Source organism: Serratia sp. FS14 (assembly GCF_000695995.1).
GTDB classification, from domain to species: Bacteria; Pseudomonadota; Gammaproteobacteria; order Enterobacterales; family Enterobacteriaceae; genus Serratia; species Serratia nematodiphila.
The window spans coordinates 3,212,561-3,233,642 of the sequence record NZ_CP005927.1; the positions used below are offsets into that span (position 1 = coordinate 3,212,561).

Annotated in this window: 17 protein-coding genes, 4 pseudogenes and 1 riboswitch; of the genes and pseudogenes, 8 read left to right on the forward strand and 13 right to left on the reverse strand. The window is 57.9% G+C overall.

Translation table 11 applies throughout. From position 1 onward, the window contains the following. Positions 1-102: 102 nt before the first annotated feature. Positions 103-1,465: pseudogene (locus L085_RS14520) on the forward strand (amino acid permease). A gap of 46 nt (positions 1,466-1,511) precedes the next feature. Here the strand turns inward: L085_RS14520 and L085_RS14525 are convergent. Further along, entirely contained in the window at positions 1,512-1,802 is a 291-nt protein-coding gene (locus L085_RS14525; protein ID WP_044031054.1) for a hypothetical protein, read from the reverse strand. Positions 1,803-2,021: 219 nt separating this feature from the next. On the opposite strand from L085_RS14525, the gene L085_RS14530 reads away from it, so the two are divergent. Continuing rightward, positions 2,022-3,056 (forward strand): MBL fold metallo-hydrolase, encoded by a 1,035-nt coding sequence (locus tag L085_RS14530; RefSeq protein WP_044031055.1) that lies wholly within the window; start codon positions 2,022-2,024, stop codon positions 3,054-3,056. Positions 3,057-3,140: 84 nt separating this feature from the next. On the opposite strand, the gene L085_RS25395 is transcribed toward L085_RS14530, so the two are convergent. Then, positions 3,141-3,431, reverse strand: a complete 291-nt coding sequence (locus L085_RS25395) for a hypothetical protein (RefSeq protein ID WP_126181034.1) — start codon at positions 3,429-3,431, stop codon at positions 3,141-3,143. A 306-nt stretch (positions 3,432-3,737) separates the two neighbouring features. Here L085_RS25395 and L085_RS24760 point away from each other — a divergent pair, with 306 nt between their 5' ends. Together L085_RS24760 and cspE are read left to right on the forward strand one after the other, a co-directional pair. Beyond that, positions 3,738-3,854, forward strand: a complete 117-nt coding sequence (locus L085_RS24760) for a DUF2627 domain-containing protein (protein ID WP_002211058.1) — start codon at positions 3,738-3,740, stop codon at positions 3,852-3,854. Positions 3,855-3,895: 41 nt separating this feature from the next. Then, positions 3,896-4,105: a transcription antiterminator/RNA stability regulator CspE gene (gene cspE / locus L085_RS14535; RefSeq protein WP_002221949.1), complete on the forward strand. Its 210-nt coding sequence runs from the start codon at positions 3,896-3,898 to the stop codon at positions 4,103-4,105. Between the two features lie 52 nt (positions 4,106-4,157). Here cspE and pgeF read toward each other — a convergent pair. Then, positions 4,158-4,875 (reverse strand): annotated as a pseudogene (gene pgeF, locus L085_RS14540) (peptidoglycan editing factor PgeF). Positions 4,876-5,036: 161 nt separating this feature from the next. Here pgeF and rlmA point away from each other — a divergent pair. Beyond that, the gene (gene rlmA / locus L085_RS14545; RefSeq protein WP_015378159.1) at positions 5,037-5,855 is read left to right on the forward strand and encodes a 23S rRNA (guanine(745)-N(1))-methyltransferase; all 819 of its coding nucleotides are present in this window, start codon (positions 5,037-5,039) and stop codon (positions 5,853-5,855) included. A 64-nt stretch (positions 5,856-5,919) separates the two neighbouring features. Here rlmA and mntP read toward each other — a convergent pair whose 3' ends face one another. The 5 genes and pseudogenes from mntP to manX form a co-directional block, all read right to left on the reverse strand. Beyond that, positions 5,920-6,489: a manganese efflux pump MntP gene (mntP, locus tag L085_RS14550; RefSeq protein WP_004927615.1), complete on the reverse strand. Its 570-nt coding sequence runs from the start codon at positions 6,487-6,489 to the stop codon at positions 5,920-5,922. Between the two features lie 7 nt (positions 6,490-6,496). Further along, positions 6,497-6,684, reverse strand: a riboswitch (yybP-ykoY riboswitch). 218 nt (positions 6,685-6,902) lie between these two features. After that, positions 6,903-7,361: a DUF986 family protein gene (locus tag L085_RS14555; RefSeq protein ID WP_044031056.1), complete on the reverse strand. Its 459-nt coding sequence runs from the start codon at positions 7,359-7,361 to the stop codon at positions 6,903-6,905. A 54-nt stretch (positions 7,362-7,415) separates the two neighbouring features. Further along, on the reverse strand, positions 7,416-8,258 hold the full coding sequence (locus tag L085_RS14560; RefSeq protein ID WP_015378157.1) for a PTS mannose transporter subunit IID: 843 nt from the start codon (positions 8,256-8,258) through the stop codon (positions 7,416-7,418). A 15-nt stretch (positions 8,259-8,273) separates the two neighbouring features. After that, positions 8,274-9,074, reverse strand: a complete 801-nt coding sequence (locus L085_RS14565) for a PTS mannose/fructose/sorbose transporter subunit IIC (protein WP_015378156.1) — start codon at positions 9,072-9,074, stop codon at positions 8,274-8,276. Between the two features lie 56 nt (positions 9,075-9,130). Further along, positions 9,131-10,091, reverse strand: a pseudogene (gene manX / locus L085_RS25775) (PTS mannose transporter subunit IIAB). 562 nt (positions 10,092-10,653) lie between these two features. Between manX and L085_RS14580 the strand changes: the two are divergent. Next, positions 10,654-12,198 (forward strand): TerC family protein, encoded by a 1,545-nt coding sequence (locus L085_RS14580; RefSeq protein WP_044031058.1) that lies wholly within the window; start codon positions 10,654-10,656, stop codon positions 12,196-12,198. A gap of 16 nt (positions 12,199-12,214) precedes the next feature. Here L085_RS14580 and L085_RS14585 read toward each other — a convergent pair whose 3' ends face one another. From L085_RS14585 to pabB, 4 genes are all read right to left on the reverse strand, one after another. Continuing rightward, positions 12,215-13,801 (reverse strand): EAL domain-containing protein, encoded by a 1,587-nt coding sequence (locus L085_RS14585; protein WP_004927593.1) that lies wholly within the window; start codon positions 13,799-13,801, stop codon positions 12,215-12,217. 268 nt (positions 13,802-14,069) lie between these two features. Further along, on the reverse strand, positions 14,070-15,434 hold the full coding sequence (sdaA, locus tag L085_RS14590; protein ID WP_004927589.1) for an L-serine ammonia-lyase: 1,365 nt from the start codon (positions 15,432-15,434) through the stop codon (positions 14,070-14,072). Between the two features lie 446 nt (positions 15,435-15,880). Further along, a complete protein-coding gene (locus L085_RS14595) occupies positions 15,881-16,459 on the reverse strand; it encodes a CoA pyrophosphatase (RefSeq protein ID WP_004927587.1) in 579 nt (192 codons plus the stop codon). Next, positions 16,456-17,829: an aminodeoxychorismate synthase component 1 gene (pabB, locus tag L085_RS14600; RefSeq protein ID WP_031299689.1), complete on the reverse strand. Its 1,374-nt coding sequence runs from the start codon at positions 17,827-17,829 to the stop codon at positions 16,456-16,458. Before pabB ends, L085_RS14595 begins: the two co-directional genes overlap by 4 nt. A 521-nt stretch (positions 17,830-18,350) precedes the next feature. Between pabB and L085_RS14605 the strand changes: the two are divergent. Both L085_RS14605 and L085_RS14610 read left to right on the forward strand, forming a co-directional pair. Continuing rightward, positions 18,351-19,352: pseudogene (locus L085_RS14605) on the forward strand (glycosyltransferase). 70 nt (positions 19,353-19,422) lie between these two features. Then, complete coding sequence (locus L085_RS14610; protein ID WP_015378151.1) at positions 19,423-19,662, forward strand: YoaH family protein; 240 nt, start codon at positions 19,423-19,425, stop codon at positions 19,660-19,662. Between the two features lie 34 nt (positions 19,663-19,696). Here the strand turns inward: L085_RS14610 and purT are convergent, their stop codons facing one another. Then, a complete protein-coding gene (purT, locus tag L085_RS14615; RefSeq protein WP_004927575.1) occupies positions 19,697-20,875 on the reverse strand; it encodes a formate-dependent phosphoribosylglycinamide formyltransferase in 1,179 nt (392 codons plus the stop codon). Positions 20,876-21,082 lie beyond the last annotated feature (207 nt).

Sequence of the window (21,082 nt, forward strand, 5' to 3'; positions counted from 1 at the left end):
ATGCTCACGGGGTTAAGTGTTAAAAAGCCGCCCGCAGATACATTTATTGATTGGTGAAATCTTGGCCGATAGCGGCAAGGGTATACGCCATATGAGGATAAGATGGGCGGTCAGCATCAGGATACTCCGCTAAAACGCGGTTTAAAAAACAGACACATACAGCTTATTGCCCTCGGGGGCGCCATCGGTACCGGTTTATTTCTCGGCATTGCGCAAACCATTAAAAATGGCCGGCCCCGCCGTGCTGCTGGGCTACGCCATCGGCGGTTTTATCGCGTTTTTAATCATGCGCCAGCTGGGTGAAATGGTGGTGGAGGAGCCGGTCGCCGGCTCTTTCAGTCACTTTGCCTATAAATACTGGGGCGATTTCGCCGGCTTCCTTTCCGGCTGGAACTACTGGGCAATGTTCATTCTGGTCGGCATGGCGGAATTGACCGCCGTCGGCATCTACATTCAGTACTGGTGGCCGGAGATCCCCACCTGGGCCTCCGCCGCGCTGTTTTTCGTGCTGATCAACCTGATTAACCTGGTGAACGTGCGCCTGTACGGCGAAACTGAGTTCTGGTTCGCCATCATCAAGGTAGTGGCGATTGTCGGCATGATCGTCTTCGGCGCCTGGCTGTTGGCCAGCGGTAACGGCGGGCCGCAGGCCAGCATCACCAACCTCTGGCAGCAGGGCGGCTTTATGCCGCACGGCTTCTCCGGGCTGGTGATGGCGATGGCGGTGATCATGTTCTCGTTCGGCGGGCTGGAGATGGTCGGCATCACCGCGGCGGAAGCCGCCGATCCGCGCCGCAGCATTCCCAAAGCCACCAATCAGGTGGTGTACCGCATCCTGATCTTCTATATCGGCTCGCTGACCGTGCTGCTTTCGCTCTATCCGTGGGGGCAAGTGGTGGAGGGCGGCAGCCCGTTCGTGCTGATCTTCCATGCGCTGAACAGCAATCTGGTGGCAACGGTGCTCAACGTGGTGGTCTTGACCGCCGCGCTGTCGGTTTACAACAGCGGCGTTTATGCCAACAGCCGCATGCTGTTCGGGCTGGCCAGCCAGGGCAATGCGCCGCAGGTGCTGACGCGCGTGAATAAACGCGGCGTGCCGGTGCTGTCCATCGCGCTGTCGGCGTTGATTACTTCGATCGGTGTGCTGATCAACTACCTGATGCCCGGCAAGGCGTTTGAGCTGCTGATGGCGCTGGTGGTGTCAACATTGGTGATCAACTGGGTGATGATCTGCCTGGCGCACCTGAAGTTCCGTGCCGCCAAGAACCGCCAGGGCGTCATCCCCAGCTTTAAGGCGCTGTGGTATCCTTTCGGCAACTACCTGTGCCTGGCGTTCCTCGGCCTGATTCTGGTGATCATGTATTTCAGCGAAGGGATCCGCATTTCGGTGTTGCTGATGCCGGTATGGGTTGCGATGCTGTGGTGCGGGTTCATGCTGACGCGCCGCAAAGGCGCCAAGCGTTAATCTGCGTGCTGCGGAGGCGTATTGCCCGCCTCCGCTTCTTTTCTCGTTAGCCGCGCGGCATAAAGGCGCGGCCCTCACCGTGACCCCGCCCCAGCAGTTTCCGGCACAGCAGCAGCAGGGTGCTGATGACGTCGATGGCGACTACGCTGAGCATCAGCAGAGTCAGCATGAAGAACCCAAGCAGCGAACCGCCCAGCAGCACCAACGGTGCAGGCACGCGCAGCCGGCGCAGCTTCATGGCGAAATACATTTTCCAGTATTGCTTCTGCGCGAGCAGCGCGCTGCGAATACGACGCCCCAGGCCGATGCCTGATTTGCGGGATGTAGAACGACTCATAACTTCTCCTTTTCTGTATGCCCTACAAGTCAATCACAAAGATCTTAAGAGAGTCTTAACGGGCTCTTGGCGGCCCTGGCTTTCCACCGGAGTGAGACAACAGCATACGGCAAAAGGTCCCGAGATGCAGCGCACGGCTGACAAAGTGCGAGCTTCATCGGGTTTGTTACACTGAAAGTCATGCCCGTGCAGGGCGCTGTGGTCGGGAGAAAAGGCAGGATGAAAAGAATCAACCGTTATTACGACGCGGCCAAGGCGCATCATACGCCGGAGGGATTTCGCAACCTGGAACCTTCGCGGCGTGAGGAGGGCGATCTTCGGCGTTGGCAAGATGAACGCAAGCGGCAGGGGCTGCCCAGGCCGCCGCAGCAGGGTTATGCGCAATTTACCCAGCGCTGGTGGCAACCTGCCGATCTCAGTGGCAGCGACGACAGCGTCTGGTGGTTGGGGCATGCCTCGATGCTATTGCGATTGAGTGGCCGCTATATCCTGATCGATCCGGTATTGTCCGAACGTGCATCGCCGCTGAGCTTTTACGGCCCAAAGCGCAGAACGCCGCCGCCGTTGACGGTGGGGCAACTGCCGGCGGTGGATGTGGTGCTGATCTCCCATAACCATTATGACCACCTCGACAGGCGCACGGTGCGGCAATTGGCGCGGCGTTTCCCACAGGCCGAGTTCATCGTGCCGTTGGGGTTGAAGCGCTGGTTTCGCCGCTACCGGCTGAAGGTGCATGAACTGGACTGGTGGCAGAGCCTGTCACTGGGCGAGCTGACGGTCTACGCCACGCCGGCGCGGCACTGGAGCATGCGCACGCTGTGGGATCGCAATCGCTCGCTGTGGTGCGGGTGGGTGATCCACCATCCGGCGCTACGGTTTTATTTTTCCGGCGACAGCGGTTATTCGGAACGGCTGGCGGAGATCGGTCAACGGCTGGGGCCGTTCGACGTGGCTGCGTTGCCGATCGGCGCCTATGCACCGCGCTGGTTTATGCAGGAGCAGCATATGGATCCGCAGCAGTCGGTGGCGCTGTATCGCGAACTGAATCAGCCGCGAGCCATTCCTATCCATTGGGGAGTATTCGAACTGGCGGATGAATCGCTGGACGAACCGCCGCAGCAGCTGAACCTGGCCCTGAGCGAGGCGGGGTTGGAGCAGCATCAATTCCTCCCGCTGAAGATTGGCGAGCGCATCGCGTTGCAGGGCTCATCGCCTGCGTTACCTAATCACCCGTCGGCGCAGCGGGATGAATAAAGTCAATGGTTTGAAAGCGCAGCTGTAATTAGCAGAATTGATAAGTGCGGGTGGTGATTCAAATAACCCCCGTATTTTCAGGATTTAATTCAACGTTGAACTTTCGTTATTGATAAGATTATTCCGGCTATTGAGGTTAATGACATTCGGATTATTTATGATGAAACCACAGGCAGCGGAAGATGTGCCGGCGCTTTGCATGCTTATGCATCCGTTGTGCAGGGTGGAGACGTTGCCGCCGACCCGTGCGCCGTTCTCGCCCGCGCCGTTTGGCGGCAGGGCGGAAAGCCGATGATGAATGGGCTTTCCGGCGGTAAATGGTCGGAGGAGCGATGAATAAATTGGCCCCCGTTCATCGATATTCAGATGTTGCATATCAAATTCCATAAAGATTCAAATTTTTTAACGCTATAAGCGGCAAAAAAGCGGAAATGATGAGACGCAAAGGCGTCAATACGATGAAAGTTTTGTTAAAACTCCAGCAGAATGCGGGGTCTGGCGCAGTGATTTTGGCAAGCAGAAAATAGCCGATGCTTCAACATCTTTTGGCCTATTTAAGCAAATGTTGCGCTCGACCGTTTCAAATATGTGCGACATGTCGTTCAGTGATTAAAAATGGCTTGCCATCGCATACAGAGTATGTGATAACGCATCTGGGTAAAACGAGGTACAGTTCTGTATATGTGTGGCATTTTCAGTAAAGAAGTTCTGAGTAAAGACGTTAGCGTTGAATACCGCTTCTCTGCCGATCCTTATCTTAGTGCCTCAAGCAGTAACGACTCTAGTTTGTCTATGTAACGCCCTCGGGCGGTTTAAACAATCCAAAGGAAATACTCAAGATGGCAAAGATCAAAGGTCAAGTTAAGTGGTTCAACGAGTCTAAAGGTTTCGGTTTCATCACCCCGGCTGACGGCAGCAAAGACGTGTTCGTACACTTCTCTGCAATCCAGGGTAACGGCTTCAAAACCCTGGCTGAAGGCCAGAACGTTGAGTTCGAAATCCAAGATGGCCAGAAAGGCCCATCTGCAGTAAACGTTACTGCTATCTAATCAGCGTCAGCTGTACAAAAAGCCCGCCTTCGCGCGGGCTTTTTCGTTTCCGTCATCCGGCGGCGATGATGATGCCGGCGTACTGGTTGCGGCCTTTGATCCCCGGATGCGTCGGATCCTGCGCGCGCCGGTGGCTGTTGCGGCGATAGCTGGTGTATTTGAAGCGCTGCGGCCGCTGTGGGTCGACGTCCGGCGTGCAGATGGTGCAACTGCCGGCGCGGTCAACGGCGGCGAAGCCGAGCGCCGCCAGCTTGTATTCGGCAATTGCGGCCAAATCGAGATGCCGGTAATGCGGGCTGATCAGCGTGGCGGGCAGCGGCAGGCGCTGTTTAAAAACTCTCCACCAGCGCTTCATCGACTTCGTAGCAGCACGGGCCGGCGGCAGGGCCGATGGAGACGACCCAATCGGCGGTGTCGCCGTCCTGGCGAATGCGTGCTGCCATCTGTTCCAGAATGCCGTCCAGCAGCCCGCGCCAGCCGGCGTGCACCGCAGCGATGGCGCCGCCGTCACGGCGGCTGAACAGCACCGGCAAACAGTCCGCCGTCAGTACGCTGAGCAGAATGCCGGGCTGGCGAGTATAGAAACCATCGGCCTCGCCGCATGCCTGCGCCGGCTGCAGCACATCGACGATGCGGGTGCCGTGCACCTGTTTTTTTTCCGGCAGCGTGGCGCTGTAGGGCAGCAGATGCCCGGGCAGCAGCGCGAGTTTGCTGCCGAAGCCGTGCTGAATGTGGGGCACCGCATCGAGCAGCGCGGAACGATCGCTCATAAGTTATGTTCACCTGCATGAGAAAACAGACTCTCAGTGTAGCCAGCTTTTTCCCCGCTTGACCAGATGTTGTTGGCGGCGAAAGCGAGCGGGGATGCGCCTTGCATCAAGCCGACGCCTTCTTTAGACTAGCCGCGCCCTGTCTTTCTGGAAGCCCATTCATGTCTTATCACTGCCCCCTGTGTCATCAACCGCTGCATTTTTCATCACAACACTGGCGTTGTGACGGCAATCATCAGTTCGATCAAGCCAAAGAAGGTTACGTGAATCTGCTGCCGGTGCAGCACAAACGATCGAAGCAGCCGGGAGACAGCGCGGAAATGATGCAGGCACGGCGCGCGTTTCTCGACGGTGGATATTATCAGCCGTTGCAAGCGCAGGTAGCCGAGTGGCTGGATTCGGCGCTGGCGGCCGATGCAGGCGCGTTATTGGACATAGGCTGCGGGGAAGGGTATTACACCGCCGCCGTGGCCGCACGGCTGGCTCAGGAGCGCAATATGGCGGTCTATGGGCTGGACGTCGCCAAGGTGGCGATCCGTTATGGCGCCAAACGTTATCCGGCGGTCTCGTTCTGCGTTGCCTCCAGTCACCGTTTGCCGTTCGCCGACGGGGCGTTGGACGCGGTCTTGCGCATTTATGCGCCTTGCAAGGCGGAGGAGCTGGCGCGGGTAGTGAAGCCGGGCGGCGTGGTGCTGACGGTTTCGCCGGGCCCGCGTCATCTGTACCAGCTGAAAGAGCAGGTGTACCAGCAGGTGCAGCTGCATGCCGAACAGGATGAACAGTTCGACGGATTCGACTGCGAGCGCAAAGAGGCGCTGGCCTATACGATGACCCTACCGGGCGCGCAGGCCGCCAATTTGCTGCAGATGACGCCGTTCGCCTGGCGCGCTACGCCGGAGGTGCAACAGCGGTTGGCCGAGGGCGGCGAGTTTGTGTGCGAGACGGATTTCGTGTTGGCGTTGTACCGACGTCGCGCTTAAGGGGCCTTGAACTCAGAAACAAAAAAAACCTGCCGCGGCAGGTTTTTTTTGCAGTTCGGTCGCCTCAGGCCAGGTAGCCGAGGTGCTCCAGCAGGATGTTGACGCCGATGCCGATCAACACCACGCCGCCGAGGATTTCGGCGCGTTTGCCCAGCAGCGGGCCGATAAAGCGGCCGATCATCATGCCCAACGTTGCCATGATCATGGTGGCGCAGCCGATGGCCATTGCGGTGTGCACGATGTTCACCTGCAGGAAGGCCAGACCGACGCCGATCGCCATGGCGTCCAGGCTGGTCGCGATAGCGGTGGCCACCAATATCCAGAAGCCGTGGCGTTTGACCTTCTCTTCTTCATCGGGCCTGTTGCGCACCCCTTCGACAATCATGCGCATGCCGAGAATGAACAGCAGCGAGAAGGCGACCCAGTGATCCCATTCCATGATGTATTGGCTGGCGAACAGGCCGATGGCCCAACCGATGAGCGGGGTGATTGCTTCGACCACGCCGAAGATCAGACCGGTGCGGATCGCTTCGCGAAAGCGCGGCTGATGCAGACTGGCGCCTTTGCCGATAGAAGCGGCGAACGCATCCATGGACATGCCGAAAGCGAGAATAAGCGTTGCTGAAAGGTTCATGTGAAATAGCCTCGGCCGGGTGGCTCCATATACACGTAACCCACCCCCAACCAAACGACGGAGTTACGTGTCTATGGTCTCGCCAACCTTACCTGGCTGCCCGCACCACGTTTCATACGGCGAAACGAGTATGTTGATACGGGCGTTTCTGGCGTTTTATTCTCCAGAAACCGGCTACTCCCCAATGACGGCGCAACCATACCATATTATTTCCGGTACCGACAACTTTATTCTGGCGCGATTTTTGTTCTTAATTGAGACTCGTTTTCATTAATCTGAGTTCATGCGGGAATATAATGTAGACGCGGGTAACAATGTTGCAGAAATAATAGTCAGAAATGAAATGGCGCTGCCGATTAATTATCCACAGACAGCGCAAGGTTTGAGCGAGAATAAAATTAATTTTCCTTTATTTATTGATTATCAACGAAAAAATTGTATATCTTCTCCAGGTCATCCAGGTGCGTCACCTGAACCAACAGCCGGCGCTGCTCCAGGTCGATGGCCAGAATGCCGTCCTCCGATAAATTCATGGCCTTAATGCGGTTATATTCGACAAAAACATTAGCGAAGAAAAAACCGTGCGCTTTAAACACCATTTTGGGCGAGCGGATATAAGCAATATAGATGGCGAGCAGCGCCAAAGAAATAAGCAGATAGGTGGTTAATAGCGCGCCGTTGGCGGTGACGTTACGGTAAATCAGAATGGCGATCAGGCCGACGAAAATCAGGCTGTCGAGGCGGCTGCGGCGTTTGAGCGGCACTTTGAGCCGCGTTTTGCCTTTCAGCAGATTCATGCCGAATTCGTCGTACAGCGAATACAGCAACAGCAGGGCGATAAACAGCATCAGTACGGCGTCGGTCAGTGACATCTCTTGCTCCACACATAAAAAAGCCGGGGGTTGCCCCCCGGCCGTTTCGAACGATTACAGGCCCAGCAGGCCAATCCAATAGCCAAAGATACCGATGACGAAGAAGCCGATGATGATCCACAGCGCATTGACTTTTTTACGCAGCAGCCACATACAGGCGAAGGTCAACAGCAGCGGCACCAGGCCCGGCATCAGCTGGTCGAGGATGGTCTGCACCGTGGTGACGTTGGTATGCCCGGTCTGGTCGGTGATCTTGGACACCACCAGCGGGATATTCACGTGCGTCCACTTGTTGACCAGCGCCCCCATGACAAACAGGCCGAGAATGGACGCTCCTTCCGTCAGTTTCTGCAGGAAGCCGCCGCCCATGTCGTTGACGATATCCACCCCTTTACGGTAACCGTAGGCCACGCCGTAATAGCGGGTCAGCAGGCGCACCAGGTTGAACAGCACGAAGAACAGGATCGGTCCGAGCAGGCTGCCGCTCATGGCGATGCCCGCCCCAAGCGCGGCGAATACCGGCCGCACGGTGCCCCAGAAGATCGGGTCACCGACGCCCGCCAGCGGCCCCATCAAACCAACCTTGATGCCGTTGATTGCGGCGTCGTCGATCGGTGCGCCGTTGGCGCGTTGCTCTTCCATCGCCATGGTCACGCCGAGTACCGGTGCCGCCACGTAAGGGTGGGTGTTGAAGAACTCCAGGTGACGCTTGATCGCCTGTTTGCGATCGTCATTGTTTTCCGGATACAGGCGACGGATCACCGGCACCATCGAGAAGCAAAAACCCAGCGCCTGCATGCGTTCGAAGTTCCATGAACCCTGGAACAGGTTCGAACGCAGGAATACGCCGCGAATATCGGCCGGCGTGAGTTTCTTTTGAGCAGTTGTATCAACCATTTCTCTCACCTATTCCTAGTCGAGCTCGTTATCGAGATCGTTCGCGTTAGCCGGGCCGGCCTGGACAACCTGAGACTTGTTGTATTTCGGGCTGAGCTGGATATACAGCACGGCCATCACCACGCCGATGACGCCGAGCGCCACCAGGTTGAAGTTGGTGAAGGCGGCGGTAACGAAACCGAGATAGAAGAACGGCATCAGGTAGCCGGCGCGCATCATGTTAATCACCATCGCGTAACCGACCACCACGATCATGCCGCCGGCGATGTTCAGGCCGCTGGTGACCACTTCCGGGATCGAGTTGAGCAGGGCGTGCACCCCGGCGGTGCCCACCGAGATGGCGACGATGACCGCCGGGATGGCGATACGCATCGCCTGCAGCAGCAGGGCGCCGACATGGATCCAGCTGATGGCGCGCAGGCTGCCGCGCTCCGCCGCGCTGTCCGCTGCGTGCTGGAAGGCCACGGTGAGGGTTCGCACGATGATGGTTAACACCTGGCCGGCCGCCGCCAGCGGAATGGCCAGGGCGATACCGGCGCCGACGCTTTGCCCGCCGGCGATGACCAGGATGGTCGAGATGATGGACGCCAGGGCGGCATCCGGCGCGACCGCCGCACCGATGTTCATCCAGCCGAGGGCGATCATTTCCAGCGTACCGCCGATAATGATGCCGGTTTTCATATCGCCGAGGATGAAGCCGATCAGGGTACAGGCGACCAGCGGACGGTGGAACTGGAACTCGTCGAGGACGGAACCCATCCCGGCGATACAGGCAACGATAAATATCAGCACAATCTGAAGAGTGGTGATCTCCATTGCACTTCTCCTATGACCAAAAAAGCTCTGAGTAAAATAATCAGCGGCAGGCGCCACTAATTGAGTTTGTTAATCAGGTCCATCATTTTTAGCCGGCTGTCGGACGAGACCTTACGCACCTCCAGCTCGATACCGCGATCGTTCAGTTTCTTAAACGCTTCGATATCTTTTTCATCGACGGAAACGGCGTTGTTCACCTGGGTTTTCCCCTGGCGGAACGCCATGCCGCCGATATTGACGGATTGAATATCCACACCGCCCTCCACCAGACGCCAGACGTCGGTCGGATTGGTAAACAGCAGCATCACGCGGTCGTTGGCGTATTTCGGGTTGTTCCAGACGCGGATAGCCTTCGCCACGTCCACCACGTGGGCGGTGACGCCCGGCGGGGCGACCTGGGTCAGCAGGGTTTTGCGCACATGGTCGGCAGCGACTTCGTCGCTGACGACGATGATGCGGCTGACGTTGGTCTCTTTGGTCCAGCGGGTAGCCACCTGGCCGTGAATCAAGCGGTCATCGATGCGCGCCAGGCCGATTTTCATGTGGTCGTTCGGCCCCAGCGGCGCCTGAGGGGCAGCGGCTTTGGCGACGGGCGCCACGGGTTTTGCGGGTTCTTCCTGCGGTTTTTTTCAGCGCTTTCACGCCTTCTCGGCCGGTTTCCAACGCCAGCGCCACCAGTTCATCGAAAGCGGGGTTGTCGTCCCGCGCCATGAAGGTTTCCACCAGCATCGGGATGTTGACCCCGGTGACGACCTCATAGTTTTCTTTGTCGACCGCAATGCGGCTGGCGGCGTTGAACGGGCTGCCGCCCCAGGTATCCACCAGGAACAGCACGCCGCCGCTGGTATCCAATCCACTGATTTTTTCGTTGTATTTGACGATTAACGTTTCGGCATTCTCACCGGGAACGAAGTCTATAAAGGCGGCGTTGTCCTGCTCGCCCAATAGCATCTCCGCCGTTTTCAGCAGTTGTTCCGCTGCAGCCCCGTGTGTGCCGATGATAATAGCTATTGCCACTCGCTACCTCCTCGTTGAACTCCAGACGCGGTTTGTGTCGTTTCTCCGCGCCGTCTTGGCAGTCACTTCCGCGGTTCAGATACATTATGGTAGAAAAAAAGAAACGCACGCCTAACATTTCTCACGCAGTATCAAATGCCTGTGCGTGATACTTCACGAACGCGAGATTTATTTTAGTGAGTGAAAAAATATTTTTTGTGACGCTGCTCCGCTATTGAATGCTCGGAGAAATCTTAGCTGTCGCAGACGATATGGCGTGGCGTCACCCTAAACCGCCGTTGAAAAAGCCGCTTTGTCCCCCAGAAAAATCCTGATACAGTAATTTCCTCTTTCATCACCAAGGAGTGAAGGGCCTCAGCCCTCCCTATGGACTGTCACCGAAGTAACTGTTTTTCCAGGTTTCACCCGCCACCTGCTGGCGTTGCATATGTTGTTCGGCCCTTCGGCCATCTCCCGGTAATCCCATCCCGTCACTTTGCTATTGTCGACTGCGCCCATGCAGCGGCGGCATCGTCATGTCTGAGCGGCGTGCGCTCATTCCCACTTTTTTCTGGAGTCTGATATGGAATTTTTAATGGACCCCTCTATTTGGGCGGGGTTGCTTACGCTGGTGGTGCTGGAAATTGTGCTGGGCATCGACAACCTGGTATTCATCGCCATTTTGGCCGACAAGTTGCCGCCTAAGCAGCGCGATAAGGCGCGCATCATCGGCCTGTCGCTGGCATTGCTGATGCGTTTGGGTCTGCTGTCGGTGATCTCCTGGATGGTAACCCTGACCACGCCGCTGTTCAGCGTCGGCGATTTCAGCTTCTCCGGCCGCGATCTTATCCTGCTGTTCGGCGGGGTATTCCTGCTGTTCAAGGCCACCATGGAGCTGCATGAACGGCTGGAAGGGCAGACGCACCAGGATGGCGCCAACCGCGGTTACGCCAAGTTCTGGGCGGTGGTGGTGCAAATCGTGATCCTTGACGCGGTGTTCTCGCTTGATGCGGTGATCACCGCCGTGGGCATGGTGAACGATCTGCCGGTGATGATGGCGGCGGTGGTGATCGCGATGGCGGTGATGCTGCTGGCATCCAAGCCGTTGACCAACTTCGTCAACGCGCACCCGACCATTGTGGTGCTGTGCCTGAGCTTCCTGTTGATGATCGGTCTGAGCCTGATCGCCGAAGGCTTCGGCTTGCATATTCCTAAAGGCTATCTGTACGCCGCGATCGGCTTCTCGATCCTGATTGAATTGTTCAATCAGATCGCGCGTCGCAACTTTATCAAGCATCAGGCGCGTCGCCCGATGCGCGAGCGCACCGCGGAAGCGATCATGCGCCTGATGGGGCAGCAGCGCGCGCAGCAGGCGGACGATGCGGTGGCGTTGCCGAGGGATGAAACCTTTGCGGCGGAAGAGCGTTATATGATCAGCGGTGTGCTGACGCTGGCCTCGCGCTCATTGCGCAGCGTGATGACGCCGCGCACTGACATCTCCTGGGTCGACTGCGAGCGCTCCCGTGAGGAGGTGCGCGCACAGTTGCTGGATACGCCGCACAGCCTGTTCCCGGTGTGTCGCGACTCTGTGGATGAGATCGTCGGCGTGGTACGCGCCAAGGATCTGTTGGTGGCGCTGGAGCAAGGGGAAGATATCGCCGAGTTTGCCGCCCGCACGCCGCCGATCGTGGTGCCGGAAACCATGGATGTCATCAAGCTGCTGGCGGTGCTGCGCCGCGCCAAAGGGCGCCTGGTGGTGGTCACCAACGAGTTCGGCGTGGTGCAGGGGCTGGTGACGCCGCTGGATGTGCTGGAAGCGATTGCCGGCGAGTTCCCGGACGAAGATGAAACGCCGGACATCGTGGCGGAAGGCGACGGCTGGCTGGTCAAAGGCGGGACCGACCTGCACTCGCTGGAACAGGCGCTGGCCTGCGATGACCTGGTCAGCCCAACCGCAGACTACGCCACTCTGGCGGGGCTGCTGTTAGCCCACTACGGCCAGATGCCGGTGGTGGGGGACACCATTGAACTGAACCACCTGCGTTTCGATATCGTCGAGGTCTCCGACTATCGCATCGAGTTGGTGCGTGTCACCCGCGTCGTCTTCGACGAACCGGCGCATTCGTAACCCACCCGCCGGAGGCTCAGGCCTCCGGCGTATTCTCTTCTGTTTTCCTGACGCGCGATTCGTACTGCTGCAACCACAGCGGGAAAACGTGGATCGGCATCGGCTTGGCGAAATAATACCCCTGCAGGGCATTGACCTCACGCGAGCGCAGATAGTCGGCCTGTTCCGCCGTTTCTACCCCTTCAGCCACCAGCTTCAGCTTCAGCCGCTGCGCCAGCGTAATGATGGTATCGGTCACCGTGGCGTTGACCGCGTCGGTACCGATGGCCGCGGTAAACCCGCGGTCGATCTTTAACACGTCCGGGCTAAGGTTCTTCAGGTAGCTCAGCGAGCTGTGGCCGGTGCCGAAATCGTCGATGGCCAGCATGATCCCCATGTCTTTCAGCGTCCGGATCTGGTCATGCTGGATCGCCGACAGCGCGGTGCGTTCGGTCAGCTCCAGCATCAGTGACGGCATCGGATGCGCCGGCAGCCAAATCCGGCGGATATCGTCGATGATGTTGAGCGTTTTAAAGTGTTCGGCGGCGACGTTGATGCTGATGTAGAACGACGGTCGCGGCGGGAACAGCTGCAGATTTTCCGTCACGGTGTTCATCAGATAACGGGTCAGCGGAATGATCAGCTCATGCTGCTCGGCCAGCGGAATAAACACGTCGGGGGAGATCCACCCTTGCCGCTTCTTTTTCCAGCGCAGCAGCATCTCGACGCCGGCGCAGCGCCCGGTGTCGCTATGGATGATGGGCTGGCAATAGACGCGGAACTCGCGATGGGTGATGGCATGGCCGATGTGATAAGACAGGCTCATGCGGTTAGCGGTGAGCAGATAGACCACATAGGCGGCCAACAGGCTGATCAGCAGCGCCAGCGGGATATGGCGCGGCAGTGCGGAAAGCGCCAGCATGCCGATCTGCGGGCCGAACAGCGAAATCGAGAACGGGTATAGCGCAGAGCCGGCGGTGTAGCGCAGATCGTTGGTCAGGGTGTCACGGCTCAGGATTTCGCGTCGGCCGTATTCCAGGCTGCTGTCAGCCACGTTCAGCACCACGCGCTGAACGTAAGGCTCCTGCGGCTCGAGTAAAAAGTTGGACAGCAGCTCGATATTAAACACGTGCAGCACGCCGCTGGTTTTATCGTGGGGGGATGGCGTCCACATCACCAGCGTGGGCAGGCCTTTGCTCACTGCCAGCGAGGGGCGCAGCGCCAGCCTGGCGTTGCTGTTGACGAAGGTCGGCATTACCGCGGCCAGCTGATAATGACGGGAACCAAACAGGCTGGAGCAGTAAATAATGCCGTTTTTTACCAGCAACATGGCGCGTAGCGCCTGATTCTGCGCGGCGCGAAAGCGCAGGGTCGACGAAACGTTCTCGCAGGGCTGGTCCAGCATGTCCATGCTGCGCTCCGCCTGCAGCTGAGCCGGCGTCAACAACTGGTTGAGCTTGCCGACGGTGCGGGTGGCCAATGTCTGTTGGCTCAGCTCGATACTTTTGACCTCTTGATAGTAACGGGTATACAGCGATACCAACAGAATAGCCGCGCCCACCGCTCCGGCCAGCAGCCAACGGTAATAACGATATCGGGACGCGGCGAGGTGGGTCATCAACATCCGGTAAATCCTTGTTCGGTAATCCAGCCCCGAGTCACGGTCAGGTCATAGATCCTTAAGTTGCGCTCGGCTAATTCTAGCCTGAGGTTATACAAGATTGATGGTAACTCAGTAAATTATTTCGATTTGGCAAAACAGAAGGTCAATTTGCAGGCTAACCACCGGATCGATGAGAGAAATGCAGGATTTTTTCTGGTGACATTGTCACAAAAAGCGGCCAGTGAATTGATTACCCATAAAAAACCCCGCCGGGTGGCGGGGTTGTCTGTCAGTCGCATTGCACCTTGATTGCCAGGCCGCCGCGTGACGTTTCGCGGTACTTGGCGTTCATGTCTTTGCCGGTTTCGTACATGGTCTCGATCACCTTATCCAGCGAAACGCGCGGCTCGCTGGTGCGGCGCAGGGCCATGCGGGCGGCGTTGATCGCCTTGACCGAGGCGATGGCGTTGCGCTCGATGCACGGCACCTGCACCTGGCCGGCGACCGGGTCACAGGTCAGACCCAGGTTGTGCTCCATGCCGATCTCCGCCGCCACACAGACCTGCTCAGGGCTGCCGCCCAGCAGTTCGGCCAGACCGGCCGCCGCCATGGAGCAGGCAACGCCGACTTCACCCTGGCAACCGACTTCGGCGCCGGAGATGGAGGCGTTCATCTTGTACAACGCGCCGATCGCACCCGCCGCCATAAAGTAGCGGATGTAGATATCCGGGCTGACGGACTCGATGAAGTGATCGTAGTAAGCCAGCACCGCAGGCACGATGCCGCAGGCGCCGTTGGTCGGCGCAGTGACCACGCGGCCGCCGGCGGCGTTTTCTTCGTTAACCGCCAGCGCGAACATGTTGACCCAGTCGATCACGTTCATCGGATCGCTGGACAGTTTGTCCGACGCCACCAGCATGCGGCGCAGCGCGGAGGCCCGGCGCGGTACGCGCAGCGGCCCCGGCAGTACGCCTTCGGTGTTCAGACCGCGGTCGATACAGGCGCGCATGGTTTGCCAGACGTTGCCGAAGTAGGTCTCGATCTCTTGCTTACTGTGCAGCGCCAGTTCGTTCTGCATCACCATGCCGGACAGCGACAGGCCGGTCTCGCGGCAGTGGTCGAGCATTTCGCGCGCGGAGTTGAACGGATATGGCATTTGCAGTTCTTGCTCGGCGGCCTTGCCGAAATTCTCCTCGTCGACGATGAAACCGCCGCCGATAGAGTAATAGGTCTTGCTGTACACTTCTTTATCGCCGGCGAAGGCGTGGATCTGCATGCCGTTTTCGTGCAGCGGCAGGTTGTCGCTGCGGAAGACCATGCCGCCGTCGCGTGGGAAATCGACTTCATGCAGGCCGTTGGCCAGCATCAGGCGTTGACGTTGTTCTACATCGCGAATAAAACCCGGAATGCTATCGATATCGACGGTGTCCGGCATGTTGCCGGCCAGGCCGAGAATGATGGCGATATCGGTATGGTGACCTTTGCCGGTCAATGAGAGTGAGCCGTAAACGTCTACGGCAACACGCGTGATAGAAGGCATCAGGCCTTTATTTACCAGATCGTCGACAAACTGTTTGCCGGCTTTCATCGGTCCAACCGTATGAGAGCTGGACGGGCCGATGCCGATCTTAAACATGTCGAAAACGCTAATCACGCTAAAACTCCTTAAAGAGACGTATTGTTATGGCTGCGGCGGTCAAAAACCGCGCAGGGAACAGCGATATTGTAAAAGGGCCGTGCGGGTTCGGCTGCCTTTTTCGCATGAAATTAAATAATCCGTGGTGTCGCTTTTTTTACTGATTACCCGGGGCGAACCCTTGTGCGGGGTATCCGCTTTCGCCCAAGCTCCATTAGCGGTAATCGCGCCAGCTTTCCGTGCTGAACGCCGCCGGCTTAATCCCTGTTTCTACAGTGGTTTATCTCGGACGGTGGTATTTTACAGGTATTTCGTAAGGTTTAAGAGAGGGTTTACAGTTTTTTTAAAACCATTCAAACGGAACGGTAGTTGAAAAAGCGATCAAATGAAGTGATAGCGATCGCTTTACCCGCCGCGGAGGTCGGCAACCGTGCCAGATTGCGAGTCAGATCACGTAATGCGGGCTAAATACTGACCTGTTGCGCCAGGCGCCGAATGATAGCGGCGGTCAGCCCCCAGATAAACTGGCTGTGATACCAGGAGAGGTAGATGCGGTGCGTATGGCCGGCGCGATGAATATCCAGCGGATAGTAACGCGACAGGGTCAGCGCTTCCCGCAGGGGCATCTCGAACACGTCCGCCACTTCGCCTTCATTGGCGTGGAACTGCACGTCCGGCGGGATGAGGCCGACGATAGGGGTAACCTGAAATCCGGTGCTGCTGTCGAGCGGCGCCATTTGGCCGAGGACAGTCACCGCTTGCGGCGGTATCGCCACTTCTTCCTGCGCTTCTCGCAGCGCCGTGACGATCGCCGATCCGTCTTCGGCGTCGGTTTTGCCGCCGGGGAAGGCCACTTGACCGGCATGTTTGCGCAGCGAGTCGGCACGGCGGGTCAACAGCAGCGTCGGCTCGGCGCGGCAGACGATCGGGATCAGCACCGCCGCCGGGCGCACATGGTGCGAAATCTGCGTCGCCTGTGGCAGCTGCAGTTGAAAACGGCTGATAAAGGCGTGCAGTGAGGCCGGTGAGTTCGATGGGATCACGACAGGGCATACTCCCCTAGCTGCGGCAAAATGCGGCCGACCTTGTCGAAGGTCTCCTGGTATTCCGCCTGCTCCTGGCTGTCCGCCACGATGCCGCCGCCGGCGGAGCAGTGGATGCGACCGTTTTCGGTGACGAGCGTGCGAATGGTGATATTGGTGTCCATGGTGCCGCAGGCGCTCAGGTAACCGATGCTGCCGCAATAGGCATTGCGGCGCTGCGGCTCCAACTCTTCGATGATTTCCATCGCGCGCACCTTGGGCGCGCCGGTGATCGAACCGCCGGGGAAGCAGGCACGCAGCAGTTCGGCCGCCGAGGTATGGTTTGGCAGGGTCGCGGTGATGGTGCTCACCAGGTGATGCACGGCGGGGAACGGCTCCACGGCGAACAGTTCCGGCACCCGTACGCTGCCAGGTTGGGCGACGCGGCCGATATCGTTGCGCAGCAGATCGACGATCATCAGATTTTCAGCGCGATCCTTGGGTGAATCGGCCAAACGGCGAGCCTGCGCGGCGTCCTGTTCCGCGTCCGCCAGCCGCGGCAGCGTGCCCTTGATCGGGCGGGTTTGGATACGCTGCTGCTCCAGCCACAGGAAGCGCTCGGGAGAGACGCTCAGTACGCTGTTGTGCGGCAAGCGCAGGAAGGCCGAGAACGGCGCGCGGTTGCAGGCGCTCAGGCGGCAGAACGCCTGCCATTCATCCCCCTGATAGTCGGCGGAGAATCGTTGTGCCAGATTAATTTGGTAACAGTCGCCGCTGCGCAGGTAGTGCTGAATACGTTGGAATTTCTCGCCGTATTGTCGCCGGCTCATATTGGCGCGCCAGTCGCTCAGCAGCGTGAAAGGGCGTTCTGTAGGTGCGGTTTGGCTATTGAGCCAGCGCCAGCGCTGCTCCACATCGCCATAGCTGAGCAGCGTCAGGGTTTGCAATTGGTGGTCGGCGATCGCTGCCCAGTCATAAATGCCCACAGCCATATCCGGCAAAGCGAGGTCGGCTTCGGCCAACTGCGGCAGGGTTTCCACCCGGCGCCCTAGATCGTAGCCGAACAGTCCCAGAGCTCCGCCCTGAAACGGCAGGTCCGGATTAAACGCCGGCTGCCAGCCTTGCGCCGCCAGTTGCTGCTGCAGCAAGGAGAACGGATCTTCCTGCGACTGAATGGTGACACCGTCACTTTCGATTTGCGTGTCGGCACCCCGGGTGGTGAGTGTCACGCGCGGTTGTGCAACCAGGATATCGAAGCGGTTGTGCGAATGGTCGGCAAAGCCCGAATGCAGCAGCATCGCCCAAGGCTGCGATGAAAGCGGGGCGAAAAGCGTCATCAGGGCACGGCGGCTGTAGGGCAAAGATTTTATGTTTGGGGCGGTTACGCTCATGAACGTCAATAAACCTGGCTGTGAGGACGGCGATAATCTGGCGGCTAGTGTGCCATAGACGGCCACGTCATGCATGTTTTGCCATGCGCGACATGAAGCACAGTTCACATAAACAGCAGCTCAACAAACCTTAAATAAGGCATTTTTTGCGCCATTGATTATACTTCGATATGTTAAAAATTTAACGTCAAATGCACTGGAAGCCTATTCATCGAGGGCGCAATACCCGAGAAATATAAAATAGATTCGTTAATTTCATAAATTTATTATTTCTGCTTGTTATTAGAAGCGGGGGAGATGTTGCTATGCCCGATTTTAGCAACGTCGCCGCCCTTTGGAATTAATGGCTTAATTACTCAGCGCTTTTCTGGCGTGGGTTTGAGAAAGAAAGGCCAGTTCGGTCCCATTAGCCGGCGCGGGAATTTGCAGTGTTTCACGCCTATCCCAAGCCTACGCAGGCCGAATGAGTCTTTTAGAAAATAAAATTATTATTTTGTTACATTATCATTGAAGAGCTGACTATGTCGTTAATGCTGAGCGTGATCGTCCCGATGCACAATGCGGGGGAATTATTGGAGCCTTTCCTGGCCTCGCTGCTGGCCCAGCGCGAGCAACGGTTGGAGGTGATCATCGTCAACGATGGTTCCACTGACGGTTCAGGAGATATCGCGCACCGTTACGCGGCGGTACATCCGCATATTCGTGTGATCGATCAGGCCAATGCCGGTGTTTCTAACGCGCGTAATGCCGGGCTTGCCGTTGCCCAAGGCAAATATGTGGCGTTTCCCGATGCCGACGACTTGCTGGCGCCGGAGATGTATTCCACGCTGCTGGAACAGGCGGAAAAACACCAATTAGACGTGATGCAATGTAATGGCGAGCGCTATTTCACCAGCCAAGATGAATTGCAGCCGATTTTTCCCGAGGCGCGTTTGCGTACCACCGATGTGATCAGTGGCGTGCAGTGGTTTGAACGTGCGCTGAAATCGCGAAAGTTTATTCACGTTGTATGGCTGGCAATATATCGCCTCGACTTTATTCGCCAGCATCGGCTTTATTTCGAGCCGGGGTTACATCACCAGGATATTCCCTGGACGACAGAAGTTATGTTTAATGCCAAACGGGTCAAATAGTTAAGTACGCCGCTGTACCGTCAACGGGTGCACGACAAGTCGATCAGTAATCGTCGTCGCATCGGTAAGGCGAACGTGGAGTATCAACGCCACTATATGAAAATCGTCGACATGCTGGAGCGGCTCAACCAGCGCTATGCGGGCACTATCGTCATTCGTCCGGCTTTCCATTGGCAAATCACCCGCGAAGCGCTGGGCATTTGCCACAGCATTCGTCGCGAGCCGGAACCGGCCGCTCAGAGTCAGATCACCGAAGAGTTCTATCAGCGCGGTATCGACAGAGCGATGTTCGCCAATGCGCGCGGCCTGAAGCAGGGGTGGCATGTCATGCTGTGGCGGCATCGCCTGAAGCAGTGGCGCAACGATAACGGCTGTTCGCAACCGGCCTGACACACCAGACGTTGGGATCCGCCGCGTTAGCGCGTATACTCCTTCTCCCTTTTGCCGGAGAGAACGACACATGCATGCAGGTATGCCATTACTGAATCACGCGGAGCAGCAGGAAGCGGCGGATCGCATCCATCAACTGATGGAGCAGGGCATGAGCAGCGGTGAGGCCATTGCTCGCGTTGCGCAGGAAATTCGCGAGAAGCATCAGGGTGCTCAGGTTGCGGTATTGTTCGATGACGAAGACGAGCAACATGAGGCCGCACCGGAGGCGTCGCGGGATGACGATGCTGAAGAAGACGAAGACTATTGACGTTATCGGGGCCGCGCAAGCGGCCCCGTGAGTATCAGCCGTTGACCGTCACGGCGGCGGCGGCTTGTTTCGCTTGCTCCACCGCCAGTTCCGTCGTGTTCGCCGTCGCCAGCGCTACGCCCAAACGACGTTGCCCGGCGATCTCCGGTTTGCCGAACAGGCGCAGCTGGTTGTGCCCGCGCAGCGCATTTTCCAGTCCGCTGAAACGCACATCGCTGCTGGTGAGCTGCGGCAGGATCACCGCCGAAGCGGAAGGGCCGAACTGGCGGATGGCGCCAATCGGCAACCCGAGAAACGCGCGAACGTGCAGGGCGAACTCGGACAGATCCTGTGAGATCAACGTAACCATGCCGGTATCGTGCGGCCGCGGAGACACTTCGCTGAAGATCACATCGTCGCCGCAGACGAACAGCTCCACGCCGAACAGGCCGAACCCGCCCAGGGCTTTCACCACCTTCTCCGCAATAGCCTGAGCACGGCTCAACGCCGTGGCTGACATGCGCTGCGGTTGCCAGGATTCGCGATAATCTCCGTCTTCCTGACGATGGCCGATCGGCTCGCAGAAATGTACGCCGTCCACGGCGCTGATGGTCAGCAACGTAATTTCAAAATCAAATCTTACCAACCCTTCGACGATCACCCGGCCGCCGCCGGCGCGTCCACCCTGTTGCGCGTAATCCCAGGCGCTTTGCAGCTGCTCAGGCGCGCGGATCAGGCTTTGCCCTTTGCCGGAAGAACTCATCACCGGTTTGACGATGCACGGGTAGCCGATGTGTTCGACCGCCTGCCGGAAAGCCGCTTCGCTGTCGGCAAAGCGATAGCTGGAGGTGGGCAGGCCAAGTTCTTCCGCCGCCAGACGGCGGATGCCTTCGCGGTTCATGGTCAGGCGCGTGGCTTCGGCGCAGGGCACCACGCGGTGGCCCTGACGTTCAAGTTCCACCAGCATGGCGGTGGCGATCGCTTCGATTTCGGGAACGATATAGTCCGGCCGCTCTTGTTCGATAACGGCTTTCAACGCGTCACCGTCCAGCATATTGATGACGTGACTGCGGTGCGCCACATGCATGGCGGGGGCGTCGGCATAGCGATCGACGGCGATCACTTCCAGACCGAGGCGCTGGCATTCAATGGCGACTTCTTTACCCAGCTCCCCGGAGCCGAGCAACATAACGCGGGTGGCGGAAGGGCGCAGGGCGGTTCCAATCGTTAACATAGTTTCGTACCTGGATCGGTGAAAGTAAGCGGATTGATGATCGGCGGGCAGTATATACGAAAACGATTGCGTTCACAGCCACCGCGCCAGGTTTGTTGCTAACTTACTGTTTTTATAACAAGCAGAAATATTTGCCCTGCCTGGGCGATTGTGCGTTAATAAGCGACGGCGAAAGAAGGCCTATATATAGCAAGGTTTTCGTGTCTC